The 19,166-nt window shown below is 61.3% G+C and carries 17 protein-coding genes; 6 read left to right on the top strand and 11 right to left on the bottom strand.

Annotation, left to right across the window (positions count from 1 at the left end; translation table 11 throughout):
• Positions 1-3: 3 nt before the first annotated feature.
• From SGN16_RS04410 to mreB, 4 genes are all read right to left on the bottom strand, one after another.
• Positions 4-600, bottom strand: coding sequence for a nucleoside triphosphate pyrophosphatase (locus SGN16_RS04410; RefSeq protein WP_335945656.1), 597 nt, complete (start codon positions 598-600; stop codon positions 4-6).
• A gap of 37 nt (positions 601-637) precedes the next feature.
• Positions 638-1,126, bottom strand: a complete 489-nt coding sequence (mreD, locus tag SGN16_RS04405; RefSeq protein ID WP_003197820.1) for a rod shape-determining protein MreD — start codon at positions 1,124-1,126, stop codon at positions 638-640.
• Complete coding sequence (gene mreC / locus SGN16_RS04400) at positions 1,123-2,253, bottom strand: rod shape-determining protein MreC (protein ID WP_335945678.1); 1,131 nt, start codon at positions 2,251-2,253, stop codon at positions 1,123-1,125. The genes mreD and mreC overlap by 4 nt, the downstream gene beginning before the upstream one ends.
• Positions 2,254-2,395: 142 nt before the next feature.
• Positions 2,396-3,433, bottom strand: coding sequence for a rod shape-determining protein MreB (gene mreB, locus SGN16_RS04395; RefSeq protein ID WP_002555108.1), 1,038 nt, complete (start codon positions 3,431-3,433; stop codon positions 2,396-2,398).
• Positions 3,434-3,647: 214 nt separating this feature from the next.
• Between mreB and gatC the strand changes: the two genes are divergently transcribed.
• From gatC to SGN16_RS04365, 6 genes are all read left to right on the top strand, one after another.
• Positions 3,648-3,935, top strand: a complete 288-nt coding sequence (gene gatC, locus SGN16_RS04390) for an Asp-tRNA(Asn)/Glu-tRNA(Gln) amidotransferase subunit GatC (protein WP_003197816.1) — start codon at positions 3,648-3,650, stop codon at positions 3,933-3,935.
• Positions 3,936-3,951: 16 nt separating this feature from the next.
• The gene (gene gatA, locus SGN16_RS04385) at positions 3,952-5,403 is read left to right on the top strand and encodes an Asp-tRNA(Asn)/Glu-tRNA(Gln) amidotransferase subunit GatA (RefSeq protein WP_335945657.1); all 1,452 of its coding nucleotides are present in this window, start codon (positions 3,952-3,954) and stop codon (positions 5,401-5,403) included.
• Positions 5,404-5,413: 10 nt separating this feature from the next.
• Positions 5,414-6,859: an Asp-tRNA(Asn)/Glu-tRNA(Gln) amidotransferase subunit GatB gene (gene gatB / locus SGN16_RS04380; protein ID WP_210642840.1), complete on the top strand. Its 1,446-nt coding sequence runs from the start codon at positions 5,414-5,416 to the stop codon at positions 6,857-6,859.
• A 149-nt stretch (positions 6,860-7,008) separates the two neighbouring features.
• Positions 7,009-7,386 carry a septal ring lytic transglycosylase RlpA family protein gene (locus SGN16_RS04375; RefSeq protein ID WP_335945658.1) on the top strand — a complete coding sequence of 126 codons (378 nt, stop codon included), beginning with the start codon at positions 7,009-7,011 and terminating at the stop codon, positions 7,384-7,386.
• Between the two features lie 49 nt (positions 7,387-7,435).
• Positions 7,436-8,497 carry a calcium/sodium antiporter gene (locus tag SGN16_RS04370; protein ID WP_335945679.1) on the top strand — a complete coding sequence of 354 codons (1,062 nt, stop codon included), beginning with the start codon at positions 7,436-7,438 and terminating at the stop codon, positions 8,495-8,497.
• Complete coding sequence (locus tag SGN16_RS04365) at positions 8,494-8,874, top strand: carboxymuconolactone decarboxylase family protein (protein WP_210642838.1); 381 nt, start codon at positions 8,494-8,496, stop codon at positions 8,872-8,874. The genes SGN16_RS04370 and SGN16_RS04365 overlap by 4 nt, the downstream gene beginning before the upstream one ends.
• Positions 8,875-9,010: 136 nt before the next feature.
• Here the strand turns inward: SGN16_RS04365 and SGN16_RS04360 are convergent, their stop codons facing one another.
• The 7 genes from SGN16_RS04360 to SGN16_RS04330 form a co-directional block, all read right to left on the bottom strand.
• The gene (locus SGN16_RS04360; protein ID WP_210642837.1) at positions 9,011-9,952 is read right to left on the bottom strand and encodes an AEC family transporter; all 942 of its coding nucleotides are present in this window, start codon (positions 9,950-9,952) and stop codon (positions 9,011-9,013) included.
• 274 nt (positions 9,953-10,226) lie between these two features.
• Positions 10,227-11,780: a galactarate dehydratase gene (garD, locus tag SGN16_RS04355; protein ID WP_210642836.1), complete on the bottom strand. Its 1,554-nt coding sequence runs from the start codon at positions 11,778-11,780 to the stop codon at positions 10,227-10,229.
• Positions 11,781-11,793: 13 nt separating this feature from the next.
• A complete protein-coding gene (locus SGN16_RS04350; RefSeq protein WP_210642835.1) occupies positions 11,794-13,158 on the bottom strand; it encodes an MFS transporter in 1,365 nt (454 codons plus the stop codon).
• Positions 13,159-13,243: 85 nt separating this feature from the next.
• Positions 13,244-14,689, bottom strand: coding sequence for an aldehyde dehydrogenase family protein (locus SGN16_RS04345; RefSeq protein WP_335945659.1), 1,446 nt, complete (start codon positions 14,687-14,689; stop codon positions 13,244-13,246).
• A 127-nt stretch (positions 14,690-14,816) separates the two neighbouring features.
• Positions 14,817-15,728: a 5-dehydro-4-deoxyglucarate dehydratase gene (gene kdgD / locus SGN16_RS04340; RefSeq protein ID WP_063322936.1), complete on the bottom strand. Its 912-nt coding sequence runs from the start codon at positions 15,726-15,728 to the stop codon at positions 14,817-14,819.
• A gap of 631 nt (positions 15,729-16,359) precedes the next feature.
• Positions 16,360-17,106 carry a FadR/GntR family transcriptional regulator gene (locus SGN16_RS04335; RefSeq protein WP_003197797.1) on the bottom strand — a complete coding sequence of 249 codons (747 nt, stop codon included), beginning with the start codon at positions 17,104-17,106 and terminating at the stop codon, positions 16,360-16,362.
• A 277-nt stretch (positions 17,107-17,383) separates the two neighbouring features.
• On the bottom strand, positions 17,384-19,111 hold the full coding sequence (locus tag SGN16_RS04330) for an ABC transporter ATP-binding protein/permease (protein WP_335945660.1): 1,728 nt from the start codon (positions 19,109-19,111) through the stop codon (positions 17,384-17,386).
• Positions 19,112-19,166 lie beyond the last annotated feature (55 nt).

The following is a 19,166-nucleotide window of genomic DNA, read 5'->3' as shown; positions in this document are numbered from 1 at the left end:
CGCTCAGCGCGCGCTCAAAGTTTGCCAACAGGGTATGCCGAAATGGCCCAGTAGTTCTGCGGTTTCGCACAGCGGCAGGCCGACCACGGCCGAATAACTGCCCTCAAGCCCGGCGACAAACACCGCCCCCAAGCCCTGGATGCCATAGCCGCCGGCCTTGTCCCGGGGTTCACCGCTGGCCCAGTAGGCCGCCGCTTCCTGCTCCGTGATCGAACGAAAGCGCACCAGGCTGCGCACAACGCGGGACTCGCAACGCCGCCCATCCCGTATGGCAATGGCAGTCAATACTTCATGTTCGCGACCGGACAGGCTCAAGAGCATCGTCATGGAGTCAGCCTGGTCCAGTGGTTTGCCGAGAATGCGCCCGTCCAGCACCACAGCGGTGTCGGCGCCCAGCACGCAGCCATCCACATCGGCGTGCAGGGCGCATCGCCCGGCCTCGGCCTTGCCGCGCGCCAGGCGCTCGACATAGGCCGAAGGGCTTTCGTGATCCAAGGGAGTTTCGTCGATGTCCGCACTGACGGCGGTAAACGGCACGCCGATCTGCGTAAGCAGTTCACGCCGACGCGGCGAGCCTGAGGCGAGGTAAAGCGGTTTCATCAAGACATCTCCCTATCAAGGCCAATGCCTGACCAAATCAGTTGATTTTGAAACGCAGGCGCAGACCACGCAAACCGAAGCTGACCCAAGGCCAGAGCAAGGCGCTGACCAGAGCCGGCAGCACCAGGGCCAGGGTCGGCTGACGATTGCCGGTCAGTGCGCTGAGCCACAGTTGCACCAGTTGCGCCAGGCCGAAGATCACCAGGATCACTAGGCACTGTTGCCACATGGGGAACATCCGCAAGCGTTGTTGCAGCGACAGCACCAGGAACGTAATCAGCGTCAGGATCAGCGCGTTCTGCCCCAGCAACGTGCCATAAAGCACGTCCTCGGCCAGCCCCAGGCACCAGGCGGTGACCATGCCGACCTTGTGCGGCAGCGCCAGCGCCCAGAATGCCAGTAGTAAAGCCAGCCACAGCGGCCGCAGGATTTCCATGAACTGCGGCAGTGGCGAAACGCTGAGCAACAGGCCGATGGCGAAGGTCAGCCAGACCATCCAACCGTTACCGGATTGAGTACTGCTCATTCTTCTCGTGCTCCCCTGGTGGCTGGCGCGGTGGCCGGCGTGGAGACAGGTGGTTTGGCTGCGGGCCGGGCAGGCTGGGACGCCGGCGCATGAGTGGTCGAGCGGGTCGGTTTCGCAGCAGGCGTAGCCGGTGCAGCGGCCGGCGCGGGGGCCGGTGTCGGGGCAGCCGGTGCAGGCACTTGTGGTTTAGGCACGATGGCAGGGACTGGCGCCGGGTTGGTCGTGGCCGGGGCAGCCGACTCGCCGCCCTGCCGGTCCTGGGCTTCCTGAGCCACGGCGGCGTCGTTTGCGCGTTCTTCGGGTGTGCGGTTGTCGCTGAAGACCAGCAACAGGTAACGGCTGCGATTCAATGCGGCCGTCGGCACCGCGCGAACGATGGCAAACGGCTGGCCGGAATCATGGATGACTTCCTTGACCGTCGCCACCGGATAACCGGCCGGGAACCGCTGGCCAAGACCGGAGCTGACCAGCAGGTCGCCTTCCTTGATGTCGGCGGTATCGGCCACGTGCCGCAGTTCCAGGCGCTCCGGGTTACCGGTGCCGCTGGCAATCGCGCGCAAGCCGTTGCGATTGACCTGCACGGGAATGCTGTGGGTGGTATCGGTCAGCAGCAGCACCCGGGAGGTATAGGGCATCAACTCCACCACCTGGCCCATCAGGCCGCGGGCGTCGAGCACCGGTTGGCCGAGGACCACGCCGTCGCGCTCACCCTTGTTGATGATGATGCGGTGGGTGAAGGGGTTGGGGTCCATGCCGATCAATTCGGCCACTTCGACCTTCTCGTTGACCAACGCAGAAGAGTTGAGCAACTCACGCAGCCGCACGTTCTGCTCGGTAAGGGCCGCCAGCTTCTGCATGCGCCCCTGCAACAGCAGGTTTTCGGTCTTGAGTTTTTCGTTTTCGGCGACCAGCTCGGTCCGGCTGCCAAACTGGCTGGCCACACCTTGCCACAACCGCTGCGGCAGGTCGGTAATCCAGTAGGACTCCATCAACACCAGCGACATCTGGCTGCGCACGGGCTTGAGCAGCGTGAAACGGGCATCGACCACCATCAGCGCAACCGATAGCACGGTCAGCACCAACAGGCGCACACCCAATGAGGGGCCTTTGGCGAAAAGCGGTTTAATAGGCCGCTCCTCCCAGGCAAATGTTCTCTTTATTCATACGGCATCAAACCGGCCTGGATACGAATGACAGAAGATAAACGCCAACGGGCAGCACTGCAAAGTGCTGCCCGGGAGCGAACAACATAGACTACTGCGGCAACATTTATTCGCTGGAGAGCAGGTCCATGGTGTGCTTGTCCATCATTTCCAATGCACGGCCACCGCCGCGGGCAACGCACGTCAACGGGTCTTCGGCCACGATCACCGGCAGGCCGGTTTCCTGGGCCAGCAGCTTGTCGAGGTCACGCAGCAACGCACCACCACCGGTCAGCACCAGGCCGCGCTCGGCGATGTCCGACGCCAGTTCCGGCGGCGACTGCTCCAAGGCGCTCTTGACCGCCTGGACGATGGTCGCCAGCGACTCTTGCAGCGCTTCGAGCACTTCGTTGGAGTTGAGGGTGAAGGCCCGTGGAACGCCCTCGGCCAAGTTGCGACCGCGTACGTCGACTTCACGCACTTCGCCCCCCGGGTAAGCCGTGCCGATTTCCTGCTTGATGCGCTCGGCGGTGGACTCGCCGATCAGGCTGCCGTAGTTGCGACGCACGTAGGTGATGATCGCTTCGTCGAAACGGTCGCCGCCCACACGTACGGATTCGGCATAGACCACACCATTGAGGGAGATCAGGGCGATTTCAGTGGTACCGCCGCCGATGTCGACGACCATCGAGCCGCGTGCCTCTTCGACCGGCAGGCCGGCACCGATGGCAGCAGCCATCGGCTCTTCGATCAGGAACACTTCACGGGCACCGGCACCGAGGGCCGATTCACGGATGGCACGACGCTCCACCTGGGTGGACTTGCATGGAACGCAGATCAGCACACGAGGGCTGGGCTGCAGGAAACTGTTTTCGTGAACCTTGTTGATGAAGTACTGCAGCATCTTTTCGCAGACGCTGAAGTCGGCGATCACGCCATCCTTCATCGGACGAATGGCGGCAATATTGCCCGGTGTACGGCCCAGCATGCGCTTGGCTTCGGTACCGACAGCCACGACGCTCTTCTGGTTACCGTGGGTACGGATAGCCACGACCGAGGGTTCATTCAGGACGATACCGCGCTCGCGCACGTAAATAAGGGTGTTGGCAGTGCCCAGGTCAATGGAGAGATCGCTGGAAAACATGCCACGCAGTTTCTTGAACATGGGAAAGGGACCCTAGGCAACGCGTGGGTAAAAAAGTGCGGCAAACTCTAACAACGACAGGGATTTTGGGCAAGGCGCCAATATGTTAAATTGGCCGCTTTTCTGTGCACCAAACCCCACAATCGCGGCCGTAAGGCCGTAGAAATGCGGTAGTGTTCCGACAATCTAACACACGGACAGACTGCGTCCGTTTTGTTTTCCACTGGAGAATCCCATGGCGCTTGAACGCTCCGACGTGGAAAAAATCGCTCATCTGGCCTGTCTGGGCCTCAATGAAGCCGATCTTCCACACATTACTTCTGCCCTGAACAGCATTCTGGGGCTGGTCGACGAGATGCAGGCGGTCAATACCGACGGTATCGAACCACTGGCTCACCCACTGGAAGCCAGCCAGCGCCTGCGCGCCGACGTCGTGACCGAGTCCAATCACCGCGAGGCCTACCAGTCCATCGCACCAGCGGTCGAAAACGGCCTGTACCTGGTTCCGAAAGTCATCGACTAAAGGGAAAGAGCCTCTCATGCATCACATGACCCTGGCCGAGATCGCCCGCGGACTCGCCGATAAAAAGTTTTCCTCCGAAGAGCTGACCAAGGTTTTGCTGGCGCGTATCGCCCAGCTCAACCCGCAGATAAACAGCTTCATCAGCGTCACCGAAGAACTGGCCCTGAGCCAGGCCAAGGCCGCCGACGCCCGTCGCGCCAACGGTGAGAGCGGCGCCCTGCTCGGTGCGCCGATTGCCCATAAGGACCTGTTCTGCACCCAGGGCATCCGCACCAGCTGCGGCTCGAAGATGCTCGACAACTTCAAGGCGCCGTACGACGCCACCGTGGTTGCCAAGCTGGCCGCCGCCGGGGCCGTGACCCTGGGCAAGACCAACATGGACGAATTCGCCATGGGGTCGGCCAACGAATCGAGCTACTACGGCCCGGTGAAAAACCCGTGGAACCTGGAACATGTACCAGGCGGTTCGTCCGGTGGTTCCGCCGCCGCCGTGGCCGCGCGCCTGCTGCCGGCCGCCACTGCCACCGACACCGGCGGCTCGATTCGCCAGCCGGCGGCGTTCACCAACCTCACCGGTCTGAAGCCGACCTACGGCCGCGTCTCGCGCTGGGGCATGATTGCCTACGCCTCCAGCCTCGACCAGGGCGGCCCGCTGGCCCGCACCGCCGAAGACTGCGCGATCCTGCTGCAAGGCATGGCCGGCTTCGACCCGAACGACTCCACCAGTATCGATGAACCGGTACCGGACTACAGCGCCAGCCTCAGCGGTTCGCTGCAGGGCCTGCGCATCGGCGTGCCGAAGGAATACTTCAGCGCCGGTCTCGACCCGCGCATCGCCGAGCTGGTCCACAACAGCGTCAAGGAGCTGGAGAAGCTCGGCGCGGTGGTCAAGCAAATCAGCCTGCCGAACATGCAGCATGCGATTCCCGCGTACTACGTGATCGCCCCGGCAGAAGCGTCTTCTAACCTGTCGCGCTTCGACGGCGTGCGCTTCGGCTATCGCTGCGAGAACCCGGAAAACCTGATCGACCTGTACAAACGCTCCCGCGGCGAAGGCTTCGGTGCCGAAGTACAGCGCCGGATCATGGTCGGTGCCTACGCGCTGTCCGCCGGCTACTACGATGCCTACTACCTCAAGGCGCAAAAAATCCGCCGCCTGGTGAAGAACGACTTCATGGCCGCCTTCAACGAGGTCGACATCATCCTCGGCCCGACCACGCCAAACCCGGCCTGGAAACTCGGCGCCAAGAACAGCGATCCGGTCGCCGAGTACCTGGAAGACGTCTACACCATCACCGCCAACCTCGCGGGGCTGCCGGGCCTGTCCATGCCGGCCGGCTTCATCGATGGCCTGCCAGTGGGCGTACAATTGCTCGCACCGTATTTCCAGGAAGGTCGTCTGCTCAATGTGGCCCACCAGTATCAGTTGAACACTGACTGGCACACTCGCACCCCAACCGGCTTCTGAGGAGAAACACATGCAATGGGAAGTCGTGATCGGGCTGGAGATTCATACTCAGCTCACCACCCGGTCGAAAATTTTTTCCGGTAGCTCCACCACGTTCGGCTCCGAGCCCAACACCCAGGCCAGCCTGATCGACCTGGGCATGCCCGGTGTGCTGCCGGTGCTCAACGCTGAAGCGGTGCGCATGGCGGTGATGTTCGGCCTGGCGATCGACGCCGAGATCGGCCAACACAACGTATTCGCCCGCAAGAACTACTTCTACCCGGACCTGCCCAAGGGCTACCAGATCAGCCAGATGGAGTTGCCGATCGTTGGCAAGGGCCACCTGGACATCGCCCTGGAAGACGGTACGGTCAAGCGCGTCGGCATCACTCGGGCGCACCTGGAAGAAGACGCCGGCAAGAGCCTGCACGAAGAATTCAACGGTGCCACCGGTATCGACCTGAACCGTGCCGGTACGCCGCTGCTGGAAATCGTCTCCGAGCCGGACATGCGCAGCGCCAAGGAAGCCGTGGCCTACGTCAAGGCGATCCATGCGCTGGTGCGCTACCTGGGCATCTGCGACGGCAACATGGCCGAAGGCTCGCTGCGCTGTGACTGCAACGTATCGATCCGGCCCAAGGGCCAGGTCGAGTTCGGCACCCGCTGCGAGATCAAGAACGTCAACTCGTTCCGCTTCATCGAGAAGGCGATCAACAGCGAGATCCAGCGCCAGATCGAACTGATCGAGGACGGCGGCAAGGTCATCCAGCAGACCCGCCTGTACGACCCGAACAAGGACGAAACCCGTCCGATGCGCAGCAAGGAAGAAGCCAACGACTACCGTTACTTCCCTGATCCGGACCTGCTGCCAGTGGTCATCGAGGACTCGTTCCTCAATGACGTACGCGCAACCCTGCCGGAACTGCCGCCGCAAAAGCGCGAGCGCTTCCAGGCGCAGTTCGGGCTGTCGAGCTATGACGCCAACGTCCTGGCCACCAGCCGCGAACAAGCCGATTACTTCGAAAAAGTCGTGAGCATCAGCGGCGACGCCAAACTGGCGGCCAACTGGGTGATGGTGGAGTTGGGCAGCCTGTTGAACAAACAGGGCCTGGAAATCGACCAGTCGCCGGTCTCGGCCGAGCAACTGGGCGGCATGCTGCTGCGGATCAAGGACAACACCATTTCCGGCAAGATCGCCAAGATGGTCTTCGAAGCCATGGCCAATGGTGAAGGCAGCGCCGACGAGATCATCGAAAAGCGCGGCTTGAAGCAGGTCACCGATACCGGCGCCATTTCCGCCGTGCTCGATGAAATGCTCGCGGCCAACGCCGAGCAGGTCGAACAGTACCGCGCCGCAGACGAAGCCAAGCGCGGCAAGATGTTCGGCTTCTTCGTCGGCCAGGCCATGAAAGCCTCCAAAGGCAAGGCCAACCCGCAACAGGTCAACGAACTGCTTAAAAGCAAGCTCGAGGGCTGATTGCCATGGAGCCAGTCTTGCTGTCTGGCTCAATTCCCTGTGGGAGCGAGCTTGCTCGCGATAGCGGTGGTTCAGCTTGCATTGATGCTGAATGTGACGCCGTCATCGCGAGCAAGCTCGCTCCCACATTTGGATCTGGAAAACCCACCATGAAGCGTCTGCTTGGCGCCTGCGCCCTGCTGTCCCTGCTGGCCGGTTGCGCCAGCCAGAGCGGGACGGTCGATCCACACGGCTACGACCAGACCGGCGTCGCCTCCTATTACGGTGCAAAACACCACGGCAAACGCACCGCCAGCGGCGAGCGTTTCGACCAGCACAGCCTGACCGCCGCCCATCGCCAGTTGCCGTTCGGTACACGGGTGAAAATCACCAACCTGGGTAACAATGACAGCGTGGTGGTGCGCATCAACGACCGTGGCCCATACTCCCGAGGCCGTCTGATCGATGTATCCCGCGAAGCAGCCGAGCAATTGGGCATGCTACGCAGCGGCACCGCACGTGTACGCGTGCAAGCCCTCGACGATTGATAGACGGAGCCTGGCCATTTCCCTGATTACCGCCCTACCGTTGCTCAGCCTGCTCGAATTGCTCGGCGGCCTGCTGTTGCTGATCGCTGGCGCCGAGCTGCTGGTGCGGGCCGCCATCGGCCTGGCGATACGCTTGCAAGTGCGGCCGCTGATCATCGGCCTGAGCGTCGTCGCCTTCGGCAGCAGCGCACCACAAATGGCCGTCAGCCTGCAGGCGACCCTGGCGCAGAACGCTGACATCGCCGTGGGCAGCGTGATCGGCAGCAGCATCTTCAATATCCTCGTCACCCTCGGGTTGTCGGCGCTGATCATTCCGTTACGCGTCTCGCGCCAGTTGGTGCGCCTGGACATCCCATTGATGATCGGCGCAAGCCTGCTGGTGTTCGTGCTGGCCTGGAACGAGGAACTGACGCAACTGGACGGCGTGCTGCTACTGATGGCCCTGGCGGTGTACCTGGGCCTCTTGCTGCGCCAGTCGCGACACTCAGGACGACCGCATCCGGTGGGTGTCGATGTGGCGCAAGGGTCTTGGCCCAAGAGCCTGGCGATGATTGTACTGGGCCTGGCGATGCTGATTTTCGCCGGGCATCTGCTACTGGGCGCGGCGGTGGAAGTGGCGACGGACCTGGGGTTGTCGGAACGCGTCATAGGCCTGACCATCGTCGCCGTCAGCACCTCGTTGCCGGAACTCGCCACCTCGCTGATCGCCGCCCTGCGCGGCCAGCGCGACATCGCGGTGGGCAACGTCATCGGCAGCAACCTGTTCAACCTGCTGGGCGTGCTCGGGGTAACCGCCCTGGCCGCGCCGACACCACTTTCGGTCTCGCCCAACGCCCTGGATTTCGACCTGCCGGTGATGCTCGGCGTAGCTGTACTGTGCCTGCCAGTGTTCTATTCCGGCTACCGCGTCACCCGCGCCGAAGGCCTGTTGTTTCTGGGCTTGTACCTGGCCTATGGGCTGCACGTGGTGTCGTTCACCACCGGCATGCCCTTGGCCGGCCAACTGGAACGCTTGATGCTGTTCTATGTGCTGCCGGCCTTGCTCGCGTTTTTGCTGTTCACCTCCCTGCGCGCCTGGCGCCGCCAACATCACAAGAGGGATTTGCCATGACCGACACTCCGAAGACCGGCCTGGACATGCGCCGCCAAGTCATGGGCGACGCGTTCGTCGATCGCGCCTTGGGCAATGCCACGGACTTCACCCAGCCGCTGCAGGACTTCGTCAACGAACATGCCTGGGGCAGCGTCTGGAGCCGCGAAGGTTTGCCGTTGAAAACCCGTAGCCTGATCACCCTCGCCGCCCTCACCGCCCTCAAATGCCCGCAGGAATTGAAAGGCCACGTACGTGGCGCGCTGAACAATGGCTGCACGGTGGAAGAGATTCGCGAGGCGTTGCTGCATTGCGCGGTGTACGCAGGCGTGCCGGCGGCGATCGATGCGTTTCGGGCGGCGCAGGAAGTGATCGACAGTTATCAGAAATCTGAGTGACTGGAAGATCGCTATCGCGAGCAAGCTCGCTCCCACAGGTGATCGCGGGTGTACCGGAAACTTGTATACACCGCAGATCCACTGTGGGAGCGAGCTTGCTCGCGATTGGCCCTAAAGCACACTACAACCCCAGAACCTAGATCCACCCACCCCACTGCAACACAAAGATCCCCAGGTTGGTGGTAACCGCCGCCATCAACGTGGTGATGACGATGATCGCCGCCGCCAGTTCATGGTTGCCCTCGGCTGCCCGGGCCATGACGTAACTGGCGGCTGCGGTCGGGCTGCCGAAGTACAGGAACAGAATCCCCAGCTCCGCTCCGCGAAAGCCCCAGAGCCAGGCCCCAAGGGTGGTCAGCAGCGGCAGCCCGACCATCTTCACCAGGCTCGAACTCAGGGCCATCTTGCCGCTCTTGCGCAAGGCCGCCAGCGACAGCGTGCCACCGATGCAGATCAGTGCCAGGGGCAAGGTCATTTGCGACAGGTATTTGGCCGAAGTCTCGAACCAGTTCGGCAGGCCGATCTGCCAATAAGCGAATGGCGCGGCGACGATCACGCTGATGATCAACGGGTTGCTGATCACACTTTTGCAGATGCTCCACGGGTCGGACTTGATCACCGGGCTGTAGACCGCCAACACGATGGTCGACAAGGTGTTGTAGAACAGGATCACCAGCGCCGCGAGAATCGCCCCCAAGGAAATCCCGTAGTCGCCATACATGCTCGCCGCCAGCGCCAGGCCGATCACCCCGTTGTTGCCGCGGAACGCACCTTGGGTATAGATGCCGCGATCTTCGCGCGGGCATCGCCAGATCGCCCAGCCCCAGGCCATCGCAAAACTCACCAGGGTAGCCACGGAGAAATAGATCAACAGGTCCGCCTGCAATGCCGCGTGCAGGTCGGCATGGAGGATGCCGAGGAACAACAGCGCCGGCATGGTGACGTTGAACACCAGGGACGAGGCGATGTGGATGAAGTTGTCGTTGATCCAGTAGATGCGCTTGAGCAACACCCCCAGAAACAGCATGGCAAACACCGGCGCGGTGATGTTCAGGGTTTCGAGGAAAATTGCCAGCATGCCGGGTGACCTTCAGAGGGTGTCGTTAGGTGGCTAATAATAAGCCACTCACGGCACTGGCGTCTGGTAGAGCACTATCGCGAGCAGGCTCGCTCCCACATTTTTTTTGGGGTGCTCACAGAAACTGAATTCACTCCAGTCCCTGTGGGAGCGAGCTTGCTCGCGATAGCGGTGCGTCAGCCTGCATTAATGCTGAATGTACCGTGGCCATCGCGAGCAAGCTCGCTCCCACATTGGATCTTTGACGATCGCAAAATCTGCGTTCGCCGCAGGATCAGGTAATCGGCGCCGGGTTGAACAACGTGATGTCGTTGTACAGCTTGTGCCGTTCGGCCCAGGTCTGTTTCTTGCCGCTGGCCACATCCAGGTAATAGTGGAACAGCTCCCAACCGAGCTCTTCGATCGTCGCCCGTCCGGTGGCGATCCGGCCGGCGTCGATGTCGATCAGGTCCGGCCAGCGCTGGGCCAGTTCGGTGCGGGTCGAGACCTTCACCACTGGGGCCATGGCCAAGCCGTACGGCGTGCCACGGCCGGTGGTGAAGACGTGCAGGTTCATTCCCGCCGCCAGTTGCAGCGTGCCGCAGACGAAATCGCTGGCCGGTGTGGCGCAGAAGATCAGGCCCTTTTGCTTGAACCGCTCGCCCGGGCCGAGCACGCCATTGATCGCGCTGCTGCCGGACTTGACGATCGAACCCAGGGATTTTTCGACAATGTTCGACAGCCCGCCCTTCTTGTTGCCCGGCGTGGTATTGGCACTGCGATCCGCCTCGCCTTTGGCCAGGTAACGGTCGTACCAGTCCATTTCGCGCACCAGCTCCTGGGCGACTTCCCTGGTTTGCGCCCGGGAAGTCAGCAGGTAGATCGCATCACGCACTTCGGTGACTTCGGAAAACATCACTGTCGCCCCCGCCCGCAACAGCAGATCCGAGGCATAGCCCAGCGCCGGGTTGGCGGTGATGCCGGAAAACGCATCGCTGCCGCCGCACTGCATGCCCAGGATAAGCTCCGAAGCCGGCACGGTTTCGCGGCGGCGCTGGTCGAGTTTCTTCAAGCGGGTCTCGGCCAGTTCCATGATCTGCTCGATCATTTCAGTAAAGCCGTGGCTGGAATCCTGCAAGCGATACAACCACGGTTCGCTGAGGTCCACCGAGCTGTCGTTCTCATGCATCACCTGCCCGGCCTGCAATTTCTCGCAGCCCAGGCTGATCACCAGCGCTTCGCCCCCCAAATTCGGGTTGCGTGCCAGATTGCGCACGGTACGAATCGGGATGTACGCGTCGGTGGCAGTGATCGCCACGCCGCAGCCGTAGCTGTGGGTCAGCGCCACCACGTCATCGACGTTCGGGTACTTGGGCAGCAATTCGTCCTTGATACGCTTGACCGCGTGGTCCAACACCCCGGTCACGCACTGCACCGTGGTGGTGATGCCAAGAATGTTGCGCGTACCGACGGTCCCGTCGGCGTTGCGATAGCCCTCGAAGGTGTAGCCCTCCAGCGGCGCATCGGCCGCCGGCACATCGGTGGACAGCGGCAGGCTGTCCAGCGGCGGCGCGGTGGGCATGCGCAGTTGGTCTTCCTTGACCCAGCTGCCACGGGGGATCGGTTGCAGCGCGTAGCCAATGACCTGGCCGTAGCGGATCACCTCGCCACCCTCGGGAATGTCTTCCAAGGTGACCTTGTGGCTCTGCGGTACGAAGTCCACGGTGACCAGGCCATCCGGGAACTCGGTCCCGGCCGGCACGCCCTGGTCATTGACGACGATCACCACGTTGTCCCGCTCGTGCAGGCGGATGTAACGGGGCGAATCGGCATGTTCAATCAGTTGCATTGACGCCGCTCCTTCAGGATTTGACTTCAGACAGGCTGGAGATGTCGGCATCCTTGGCCGTTGGTTCTTTGAGCACGACACGCTTGATCGGCCCCACGATGACCAGGTAGCTGAACACCGCCACCAGCGCGTTGCAACCAACGAACACCAGTGCCCACTTGAACGAGCCGGTGGCGCTGATGATGTAGCCGATGACGATCGGCGTCGTGATCGACGCCAGGTTGCCGAAGGTATTGAACAGGCCACCGCTCAAGCCGGCGATCTGTTTTGGCGAAGTATCGGAAACCACGGCCCAGCCCAATGCACCCACACCTTTACCGAAGAAAGCCAGGGCCATGAAGCCCACCACCATCCATTCGATGTCGACGTAGTTGCACGCCACGATGCTGCTGGACACCAGCAGGCCGGCGATGATCGGCGCCTTGCGGGCGAAGGTCAGCGAGTGGCCCTTGCGCAGCAGGTAGTCGGAAATCACCCCGCCCAGCACGCCACCGATGAAACCGCAGATCGCCGGCAAGGACGCGATGAAACCGGCCTTGAGGATGGTCATGCCGCGTTCTTGCACCAGGTACACCGGGAACCAGGTCAGGAAGAAGTAAGTGATGCCGTTGATGCAGTATTGGCCCAGGTACACGCCGAGCATCATGCGGTTGGTCAGCAATTGGCGAATGTAATCCCACTTCGGACCGTCGGTTTTCTTATCCTTGCCCTTGTCCTGGTCCATGTCGACCATCGCGCCGTTGGCGGCGATGTGATTGAACTCGGCTTCATTGATCATCGGATGCTGGCGCGGGCTGTGGATCACTTTCAGCCAGATCAGCGAAAACACGATGCCAATCACGCCCATCACGATGAACACATGCTGCCAACCGAAGCGGTAGACGATCCAGCCCATCAGTGGCGCGAACAGCACCGTGGCGAAGTATTGCGCCGAGTTGAAAATCGCCGAGGCGGTGCCGCGCTCTGCGGTTGGGAACCAGGCCGCGACGATACGTGCGTTGCCTGGGAAGGATGGCGCTTCGGCCAACCCAACCATAAAGCGCAGCATGAACAGGGCAACCACGGCCGTGGACAGGCCGAATTCACCGACATAGCCTTGCAGCACGGTGAACAGCGACCAGGTGAAAATGCTCAAGGCATAGATTTTTTTCGACCCGAAACGGTCCAGCAGCCAGCCGCCGGGGATCTGCCCGGCCACGTAGGCCCAACCGAAAGCGGAGAAGATATAACCGAGGGTGACGGCGTCGATGCCGAGGTCTTTTTGCAGGCTGGAGCCTGCGATGGCGATGGTGGCACGGTCGGCATAGTTGATCGTCGTCACCAAAAACAGCATGAGCAGGATCAAATAGCGGACGTGAGTCGGCTTGGTCGCTTGCATGTAAAAGTACTCCCACTATTTATTTTTATGCGGGTCAGCAGATTGTACGGCCGGGACTGGATGACCAGCCCGGCCGGTGTTGCATTTACGATCCGATGTAAGAGGTCTTTACCACGGTGTAGAACTCTTGCGCGTAGCGACCTTGCTCACGCGAACCATAGGACGAACCTTTGCGCCCGCCGAACGGCACGTGGTAATCCACGCCGGCAGTCGGCAGGTTGACCATCACCATTCCCGCCTGGGAATGGCGCTTGAAGTGGTTGGCATACTTCAACGAGGTGGTGGCGATACCGGCAGACAGACCGAACTCGGTGTCGTTGGCCATTGCCAACGCCGCCTCGTAGTCAGCCACACGCACGACGTTGGCCACCGGGCCGAAGATCTCTTCACGGCTGATGCGCATCGAGGCTTCGCTGTCGGCGAACAGGGTTGGCGCCAGGAAATAACCTTCGGTGTCGCACGTCACCAGGCCACCACCGCTGACCAGCCGTGCACCTTCGCTCTGGCCGATGTCGATGTACTTCAAGTCCTGGTTGAGCTGGGCTTCGGAAACCACCGGCCCGATGTCAGTGCCGGCCTTCAAGGCATGACCGACCTTGATCGATTGCATGCGCTCGGCCATGGCCGCGACGAACTTGTCGTGAATGCCAGCGGTGACGATCAAACGGCTCGAGGCCGTGCAACGTTGGCCGGTGGAGTAGAACGCGCTCTGTACCGCCAGCTCGACGGCCTGCTTGAGGTCGGCGTCGTCGAGGATGATCTGCGGGTTTTTGCCGCCCATCTCCAACTGCACCTTGGCCTGGCGCGACACGCAGTTGACAGCGATCTGCCGCCCCACGCCTACGGATCCGGTGAAGCTGATACCGTCGACTTTCGGGCTGTTGACCAGGACTTCGCCGACCACACGGCCGCTGCCCATCACCAGGTTGAACGCACCGGCCGGGAAACCGGCGCGGGAAATGATTTCCGCCAGGGCCCAGGCGCAACCCGGTACCAGCTCGGCGGGCTTGATCACCACGCAGTTGCCGTAGGCCAGGGCTGGGGCGATTTTCCAGGCGGGGATGGCGATCGGGAAGTTCCACGGGGTAATCAGGCCAACCACACCCAAGGCTTCACGAGTGACTTCAACGTTGACGCCCGGACGCACCGACGGCACGTAATCGCCGGACAGGCGCAGACACTCGCCGGCGAAGAATTTGAAAATGTTACCGGCGCGGGTCACTTCGCCGATGGCTTCGGGCAGGGTCTTGCCCTCTTCCCGGGCCAGCAATTGGCCGAGTTCTTCACGGCGAGCGAGGATCTCGCTGCCGACTTTGTCCAACGCATCGTGACGGGCCTGAATGCCCGAGGTCGACCAGGCCGGGAACGCGGCGCGGGCGGCTTCGATGGCGGCATTGACTTGCGCTGCGTCAGCCTTGGCGTATTCACCGATGACATCGGACAAGTCGGACGGGTTGACGTTAGTGCAATAGTCAGCACCGGCCACCCATTGACCGTTGATGTAGTTATCGAAACGCTTTGAATCTGCCACGGAGCTACTCCTTTTACAAAAGCTGTCTAGGAACGCAGAGCGTCCCTGGCTGCGTTCCCACGCCGAGCGTGGGAACGATCAAGCCTTGCAAAAAGCCGCTGATTGCTCAGCGGCCTTGTCGGGTCGGTTACTGCTTGCCTTGCTTGTCGATCAGCGCGGCGAGGGCTTCGTATTCTTCCGGCAACAGGTCGGTCAGCGGCGTGCGCACAGGGCCTGCGTCATAGCCGACGATCTTCGCGCCTGCCTTGACGATGCTCACCGCGTAACCGGCCTTGCGGTTACGGATGTCCAGGTACGGCAAGAAGAAGTCGTCGATGATCTTGCCGACGGTCTCGTGATCGTCACGAGCAATGGCGTGGTAGAAGTCCATCGCGGTTTTCGGGATGAAGTTGAACACCGCCGAGGAGTAGACCGGTACGCCCAGGGCCTTGTAGGCCGCGGCGTAGACCTCGGCGGTCGGCAGGCCGCCCAGGTAGCTGAAGCGATCGCCAAGGCGACGACGGATCGACACCATCAATTCGATATCGCCCAGACCATCCTTGTAGCCGATCAGGTTCGGGCAGCGTTCGGCCAGGCGTTCCAGTTGCGTGGCGTTCAGGCGGCAGACGTTGCGGTTGTACACCACCACGCCGATCTTCACCGATTTGCACACGGCTTCAACGTGGGCGGCAACACCGTCCTGGCTGGCTTCGGTCAAGTAGTGTGGCAGCAGCAACAAACCCTTGGCACCCAGACGCTCGGCTTCTTGGGCGTATTCGATGGCCTGGCGAGTCGCACCACCGACACCGGCGAGGATTGGCACGCTGGTGGCGCAGGTATCGACAGCGGTCTTGATGACTTGGGAATACTCGCTGGCGGCCAGGGAGAAGAATTCACCGGTGCCGCCCGCTGCGAACAGTGCAGAGGCGCCATACGGGGCCAGCCACTCGAGGCGCTTGATATAGCTGGCGCGATTGAAATCGCCTTGTGCTGTGAAATCGGTGACCGGGAACGACAGCAGGCCAGACGAGAGGATGGACTTCAGTTCTTGTGGATTCATTATTCGAACACCCTGGACGCAATGATGTGTTGTAGGAAACGGTTCAGCTTCAAGTGAAGTTGTAGGTCATCGTACAACTTAAAATACGAACGTCAACTGCATTTCGTCTTTTGTCGGGTGTGGAACGCGAGGATTTTTTCTTGAGGCCTTGCAGGTCGGCCGTTGAACATCGCTGGAAGACTGATGGATCTTGCGGCTCGAGGACGCCCGAACCGCTCTGGGCGTCGGCTCGAATCCCCCTACTCGGGTAGGCGCTTTTGCCCCACTGACTGAGTTCGAGGAGGCTAGCCACGCAAGAATGTGACATTGACTGTAACCAACGCCGACTTGAAAGCGTTCAGCGGCAAATTGGTTGAGCTTCGTTACGAGGTTAGCTACGAGAGTTGGGATCCCGATAAATCCGAGCCGCAAATGTTGCGGATTGAGACGTAGGGCTGCGCGCCTACTATCAGACAGGCACCCAATACAAAGCCGGCCACCATTTCCCCGCTGGGCTGCGAAGCAGCCCCTGAAACTGAAACCTCTGTGTGCCAGGTTGGATTGAGTCACCGCCTTTGGGGGTTGCTGCGCAACCCAGCGGGGATAAATCCCCTAGCCACAGGAACAGTGACTTCATCTCAACTGACAGAAACTAACCCTGCGCTTGCGCCTCTTCATGAGCCTGGCGCAGCCGCTCGCGGCTGTTGGTCAGGTGCAAACGCATGGCCGCACGGGCCGCCTCGGAGTCCTGGCGGGCGATGGCGTCGTAGATTTCTTCGTGCTCCCGGCTCAGGCGGTTCATGTAGCGTTGCTGGTCATCGTGGGCCAGGCGCGCCGAGTTCACCCGGGTACGCGGAATGATGCTGGTGCCCAGGTGGGTCATGATGTCGGTGAAGTAGCGGTTGCCGGTGGACAGGGCGATTTCCAGGTGGAAGGCGAAGTCCGAGGCGACTGCATCGCTGGCGTGGGCGGCGCTTTCGTTCAAGGCGTCGAGGGCGGCGCGCATCGCCGCCAACTGCTCGTCGCTGCGGCGCTGTGCCGCCAGCCCGGCTGATTCCACTTCCAGGCTGATGCGCAATTCGAGGATCGCCAGCACGTCACGCAAGGTGACCACCGTGGCCGGGTCGATGCGAAAACCGCTCGGGCTCGGCGTGTCCAGCACGAAGGTGCCGATGCCATGGCGGGTTTCCACCTGGCCGGCGGCCTGCAAGCGGGAAATCGCCTCGCGCACCACGGTACGGCTGACGCCATGGGCTTCCATGATCGCCGACTCGGTGGGCAATTTATCGCCACGCTTGAGCAGGCCGTCGCGAATCTGCTCGGTCAACACCGTCACCAGCTCCTGCGCCAGGCTGCGGCGCTTGCGGGGAAAGCGTGGTACTTCGATCGGGTTTTCCATGGGTCTGTGTCTCGGCAAACGGCTGAATGGCGTCATCATAGCGCAACGTGGTTGTATGATCACCGTGGGTGCAATGGCGAGTCTGGAGCTGACACCGAGTCGCCTTCATCGCGAGCAGGCTCGCTCCCACATTGGATCGGTTGTAGGCATGAACATCCGATTCACCACAAACCCGTGTGGGAGCGAGCTTGCTCGCGATGGCGGCGGGTCAGCCACAGCAACATCAACTGACCTACTGCTATCGCGAGCAAGCTCGCTCCCACAGGTTTTGAGGTGTTCAGGCGGTTACGGTGCGCTCCACCAGTTGGCCATTTTCAATACGCACATGTCGCGGGTGGAAACGTTTCAAACTGCTTCGGTGACCAACGCTGACGATGCTCAGGCCTGGCAATTGGTCGATCAGCGCCTGGTACAGCGTCGCTTCGTCTTCTTCATCCATCGCCGACGTGGCTTCGTCCATGTACAACCATTGCGGTGCATAAAGCAATGCACGGGCAAAGGCCAGGCGTTGTTGTTCGCCAGGCGAGAGCATGCGCTGCCAGTGGTTGCTTTCGTCCAACCGCGCAACCAGGTGCGGCAGGCGACAGGTTTCCAGCACCTGTGCATAACGCTCGTTGGGATAGACGTCGCCAGCCTGTGGATAACTCAACACTTCACGCAGGCTGCCAATCGGCAGATAAGGCTTTTGCGGCAGGAACAGATAACGCGCCGCTGGCAGAAGAATATGGCCATGCCCGGCGGGCCACAAATGCCCCATTGCGCGGAACAGCGTGGATTTACCACTGCCCGAGCGACCACTGAGCATCACCCGCTCACCCGGTTCAACGGTCATGTCGGTGTTGCTGAGCAGATGACGACCGTCAGCCAGGTCCAGCCCCAGGTTACGCACCTTCAATGCGTCGCCCTGGTTTTGCACATCAATGGCCGGCACACGGTCTTCGTTCTCGCTCATGGCCTGGCGGAAGCTCAGCAAACGATCACAGGTGGCACGCCACGCGGCGAGGTCGGCGTAGGCGCTGATGAACCAGCTGAAGTTCTCCTGCACATTGCCGAACGCCGAGTTGATCTGCATGAGCTCGCCCAACTGGATCTTGCCGGCGAAGTAGCGCGGCGCCGCAACGATGAACGGGAAGATGATCGCGATCTGGCCGTAGCCAGAGGTGAAGAACGTCAAGCGCTTGGACACCCGCATGATGTCCCAGAAGTTATGCCAGACCAGGCCAAAACGCCCGCTCAGGCGGCGGTTCTCGTTCGGTTCGCCGTTGTACAGCGCAATGCTTTCGGCGTTCTCGCGCACCCGCACCATGGAGAAACGCAGGTCGGCTTCGAAGCGTTGCTGGTTGTTGTTCAGGGTGATCAAGCGACGGCCGATCAGATGCGTCAACCAACTGCCCACCGCCGCATACACCAGTGCGCACCAGAACATATAGCCCGGGATGGTGTAGCCGAACACTTCGATGCTGCCCGACACCCCCCACAAAATGATCGAGAACGACACCAGGCTGACCACAGTGCGCAGCAGCCCCAAGCCCAGGCTCAGGGTATTGGTGGTGAAGCTGTTGAGGTCTTCGGAAATCCGCTGGTCCGGGTTATCGGTATAACCGCCCTGCTCCAGTCGGTAATAGTTCTTGTCATTGAGCCAACGGGCAAAGTGTTGCTCCGTCAGCCAGGCCCGCCAGCGAATGGTGAGCATCTGCGTCAGGTACAAACGGTAGACCGCGCCCAGGATCGCCACCGCGGCGATGCCGCAGAAATACAGGATCAACTGCCAGAACGCCGCGCTGTCCTTCTCTTGCAGGGCGTTGTAGAAATCCTTGTACCAACTGTTGATCCACACCGAAATCGCCACGCTGAACAGCGACAGCGCGATGACAGCGATCAACAACGTCCAGGCCTTGCCCTTCTCCTCACTGCGCCAGTACGGCGTGGTCATTTGCCAGACACGGCGGAAAAACTGCCCGCGCACCGCGTCATTGACCGCGGAATATTCAGCGTTCTGATTCATGGTTAAGGCTCAAATAAAGAAAAGACTCGGGCCGATCATAGAACAACGGCCCGAT

Origin of the sequence: Pseudomonas sp. G166 (assembly GCF_037027455.2) — a bacterium.
Classification (GTDB): domain Bacteria; phylum Pseudomonadota; class Gammaproteobacteria; order Pseudomonadales; family Pseudomonadaceae; genus Aquipseudomonas.
Note: the sequence above shows the minus strand (reverse complement) of the source record. Positions and strands in the feature narration are given on the sequence as shown.

Bases quoted from the DNA above. Each gene is read 5' to 3' on its own strand.
- SGN16_RS04410 (WP_335945656.1), bottom strand. From the start codon at position 600: ATGAAACCGCTTTACCTCGCCTCAGGCTCGCCGCGTCGGCGTGAACTG.
- mreD (WP_003197820.1), bottom strand. From the start codon at position 1,126: ATGAGCAGTACTCAATCCGGTAACGGTTGGATGGTCTGGCTGACCTTC.
- mreB (WP_002555108.1), bottom strand. From the start codon at position 3,433: ATGTTCAAGAAACTGCGTGGCATGTTTTCCAGCGATCTCTCCATTGAC.
- gatC (WP_003197816.1), top strand. From the start codon at position 3,648: ATGGCGCTTGAACGCTCCGACGTGGAAAAAATCGCTCATCTGGCCTGT.
- gatA (WP_335945657.1), top strand. From the start codon at position 3,952: ATGCATCACATGACCCTGGCCGAGATCGCCCGCGGACTCGCCGATAAA.
- gatB (WP_210642840.1), top strand. From the start codon at position 5,414: ATGCAATGGGAAGTCGTGATCGGGCTGGAGATTCATACTCAGCTCACC.
- SGN16_RS04375 (WP_335945658.1), top strand. From the start codon at position 7,009: ATGAAGCGTCTGCTTGGCGCCTGCGCCCTGCTGTCCCTGCTGGCCGGT.
- SGN16_RS04365 (WP_210642838.1), top strand. From the start codon at position 8,494: ATGACCGACACTCCGAAGACCGGCCTGGACATGCGCCGCCAAGTCATG.
- SGN16_RS04360 (WP_210642837.1), bottom strand. From the start codon at position 9,952: ATGCTGGCAATTTTCCTCGAAACCCTGAACATCACCGCGCCGGTGTTT.
- garD (WP_210642836.1), bottom strand. From the start codon at position 11,780: ATGCAACTGATTGAACATGCCGATTCGCCCCGTTACATCCGCCTGCAC.
- SGN16_RS04350 (WP_210642835.1), bottom strand. From the start codon at position 13,158: ATGCAAGCGACCAAGCCGACTCACGTCCGCTATTTGATCCTGCTCATG.
- kdgD (WP_063322936.1), bottom strand. From the start codon at position 15,728: ATGAATCCACAAGAACTGAAGTCCATCCTCTCGTCTGGCCTGCTGTCG.
- SGN16_RS04335 (WP_003197797.1), bottom strand. From the start codon at position 17,106: ATGGAAAACCCGATCGAAGTACCACGCTTTCCCCGCAAGCGCCGCAGC.
- SGN16_RS04330 (WP_335945660.1), bottom strand. From the start codon at position 19,111: ATGAATCAGAACGCTGAATATTCCGCGGTCAATGACGCGGTGCGCGGG.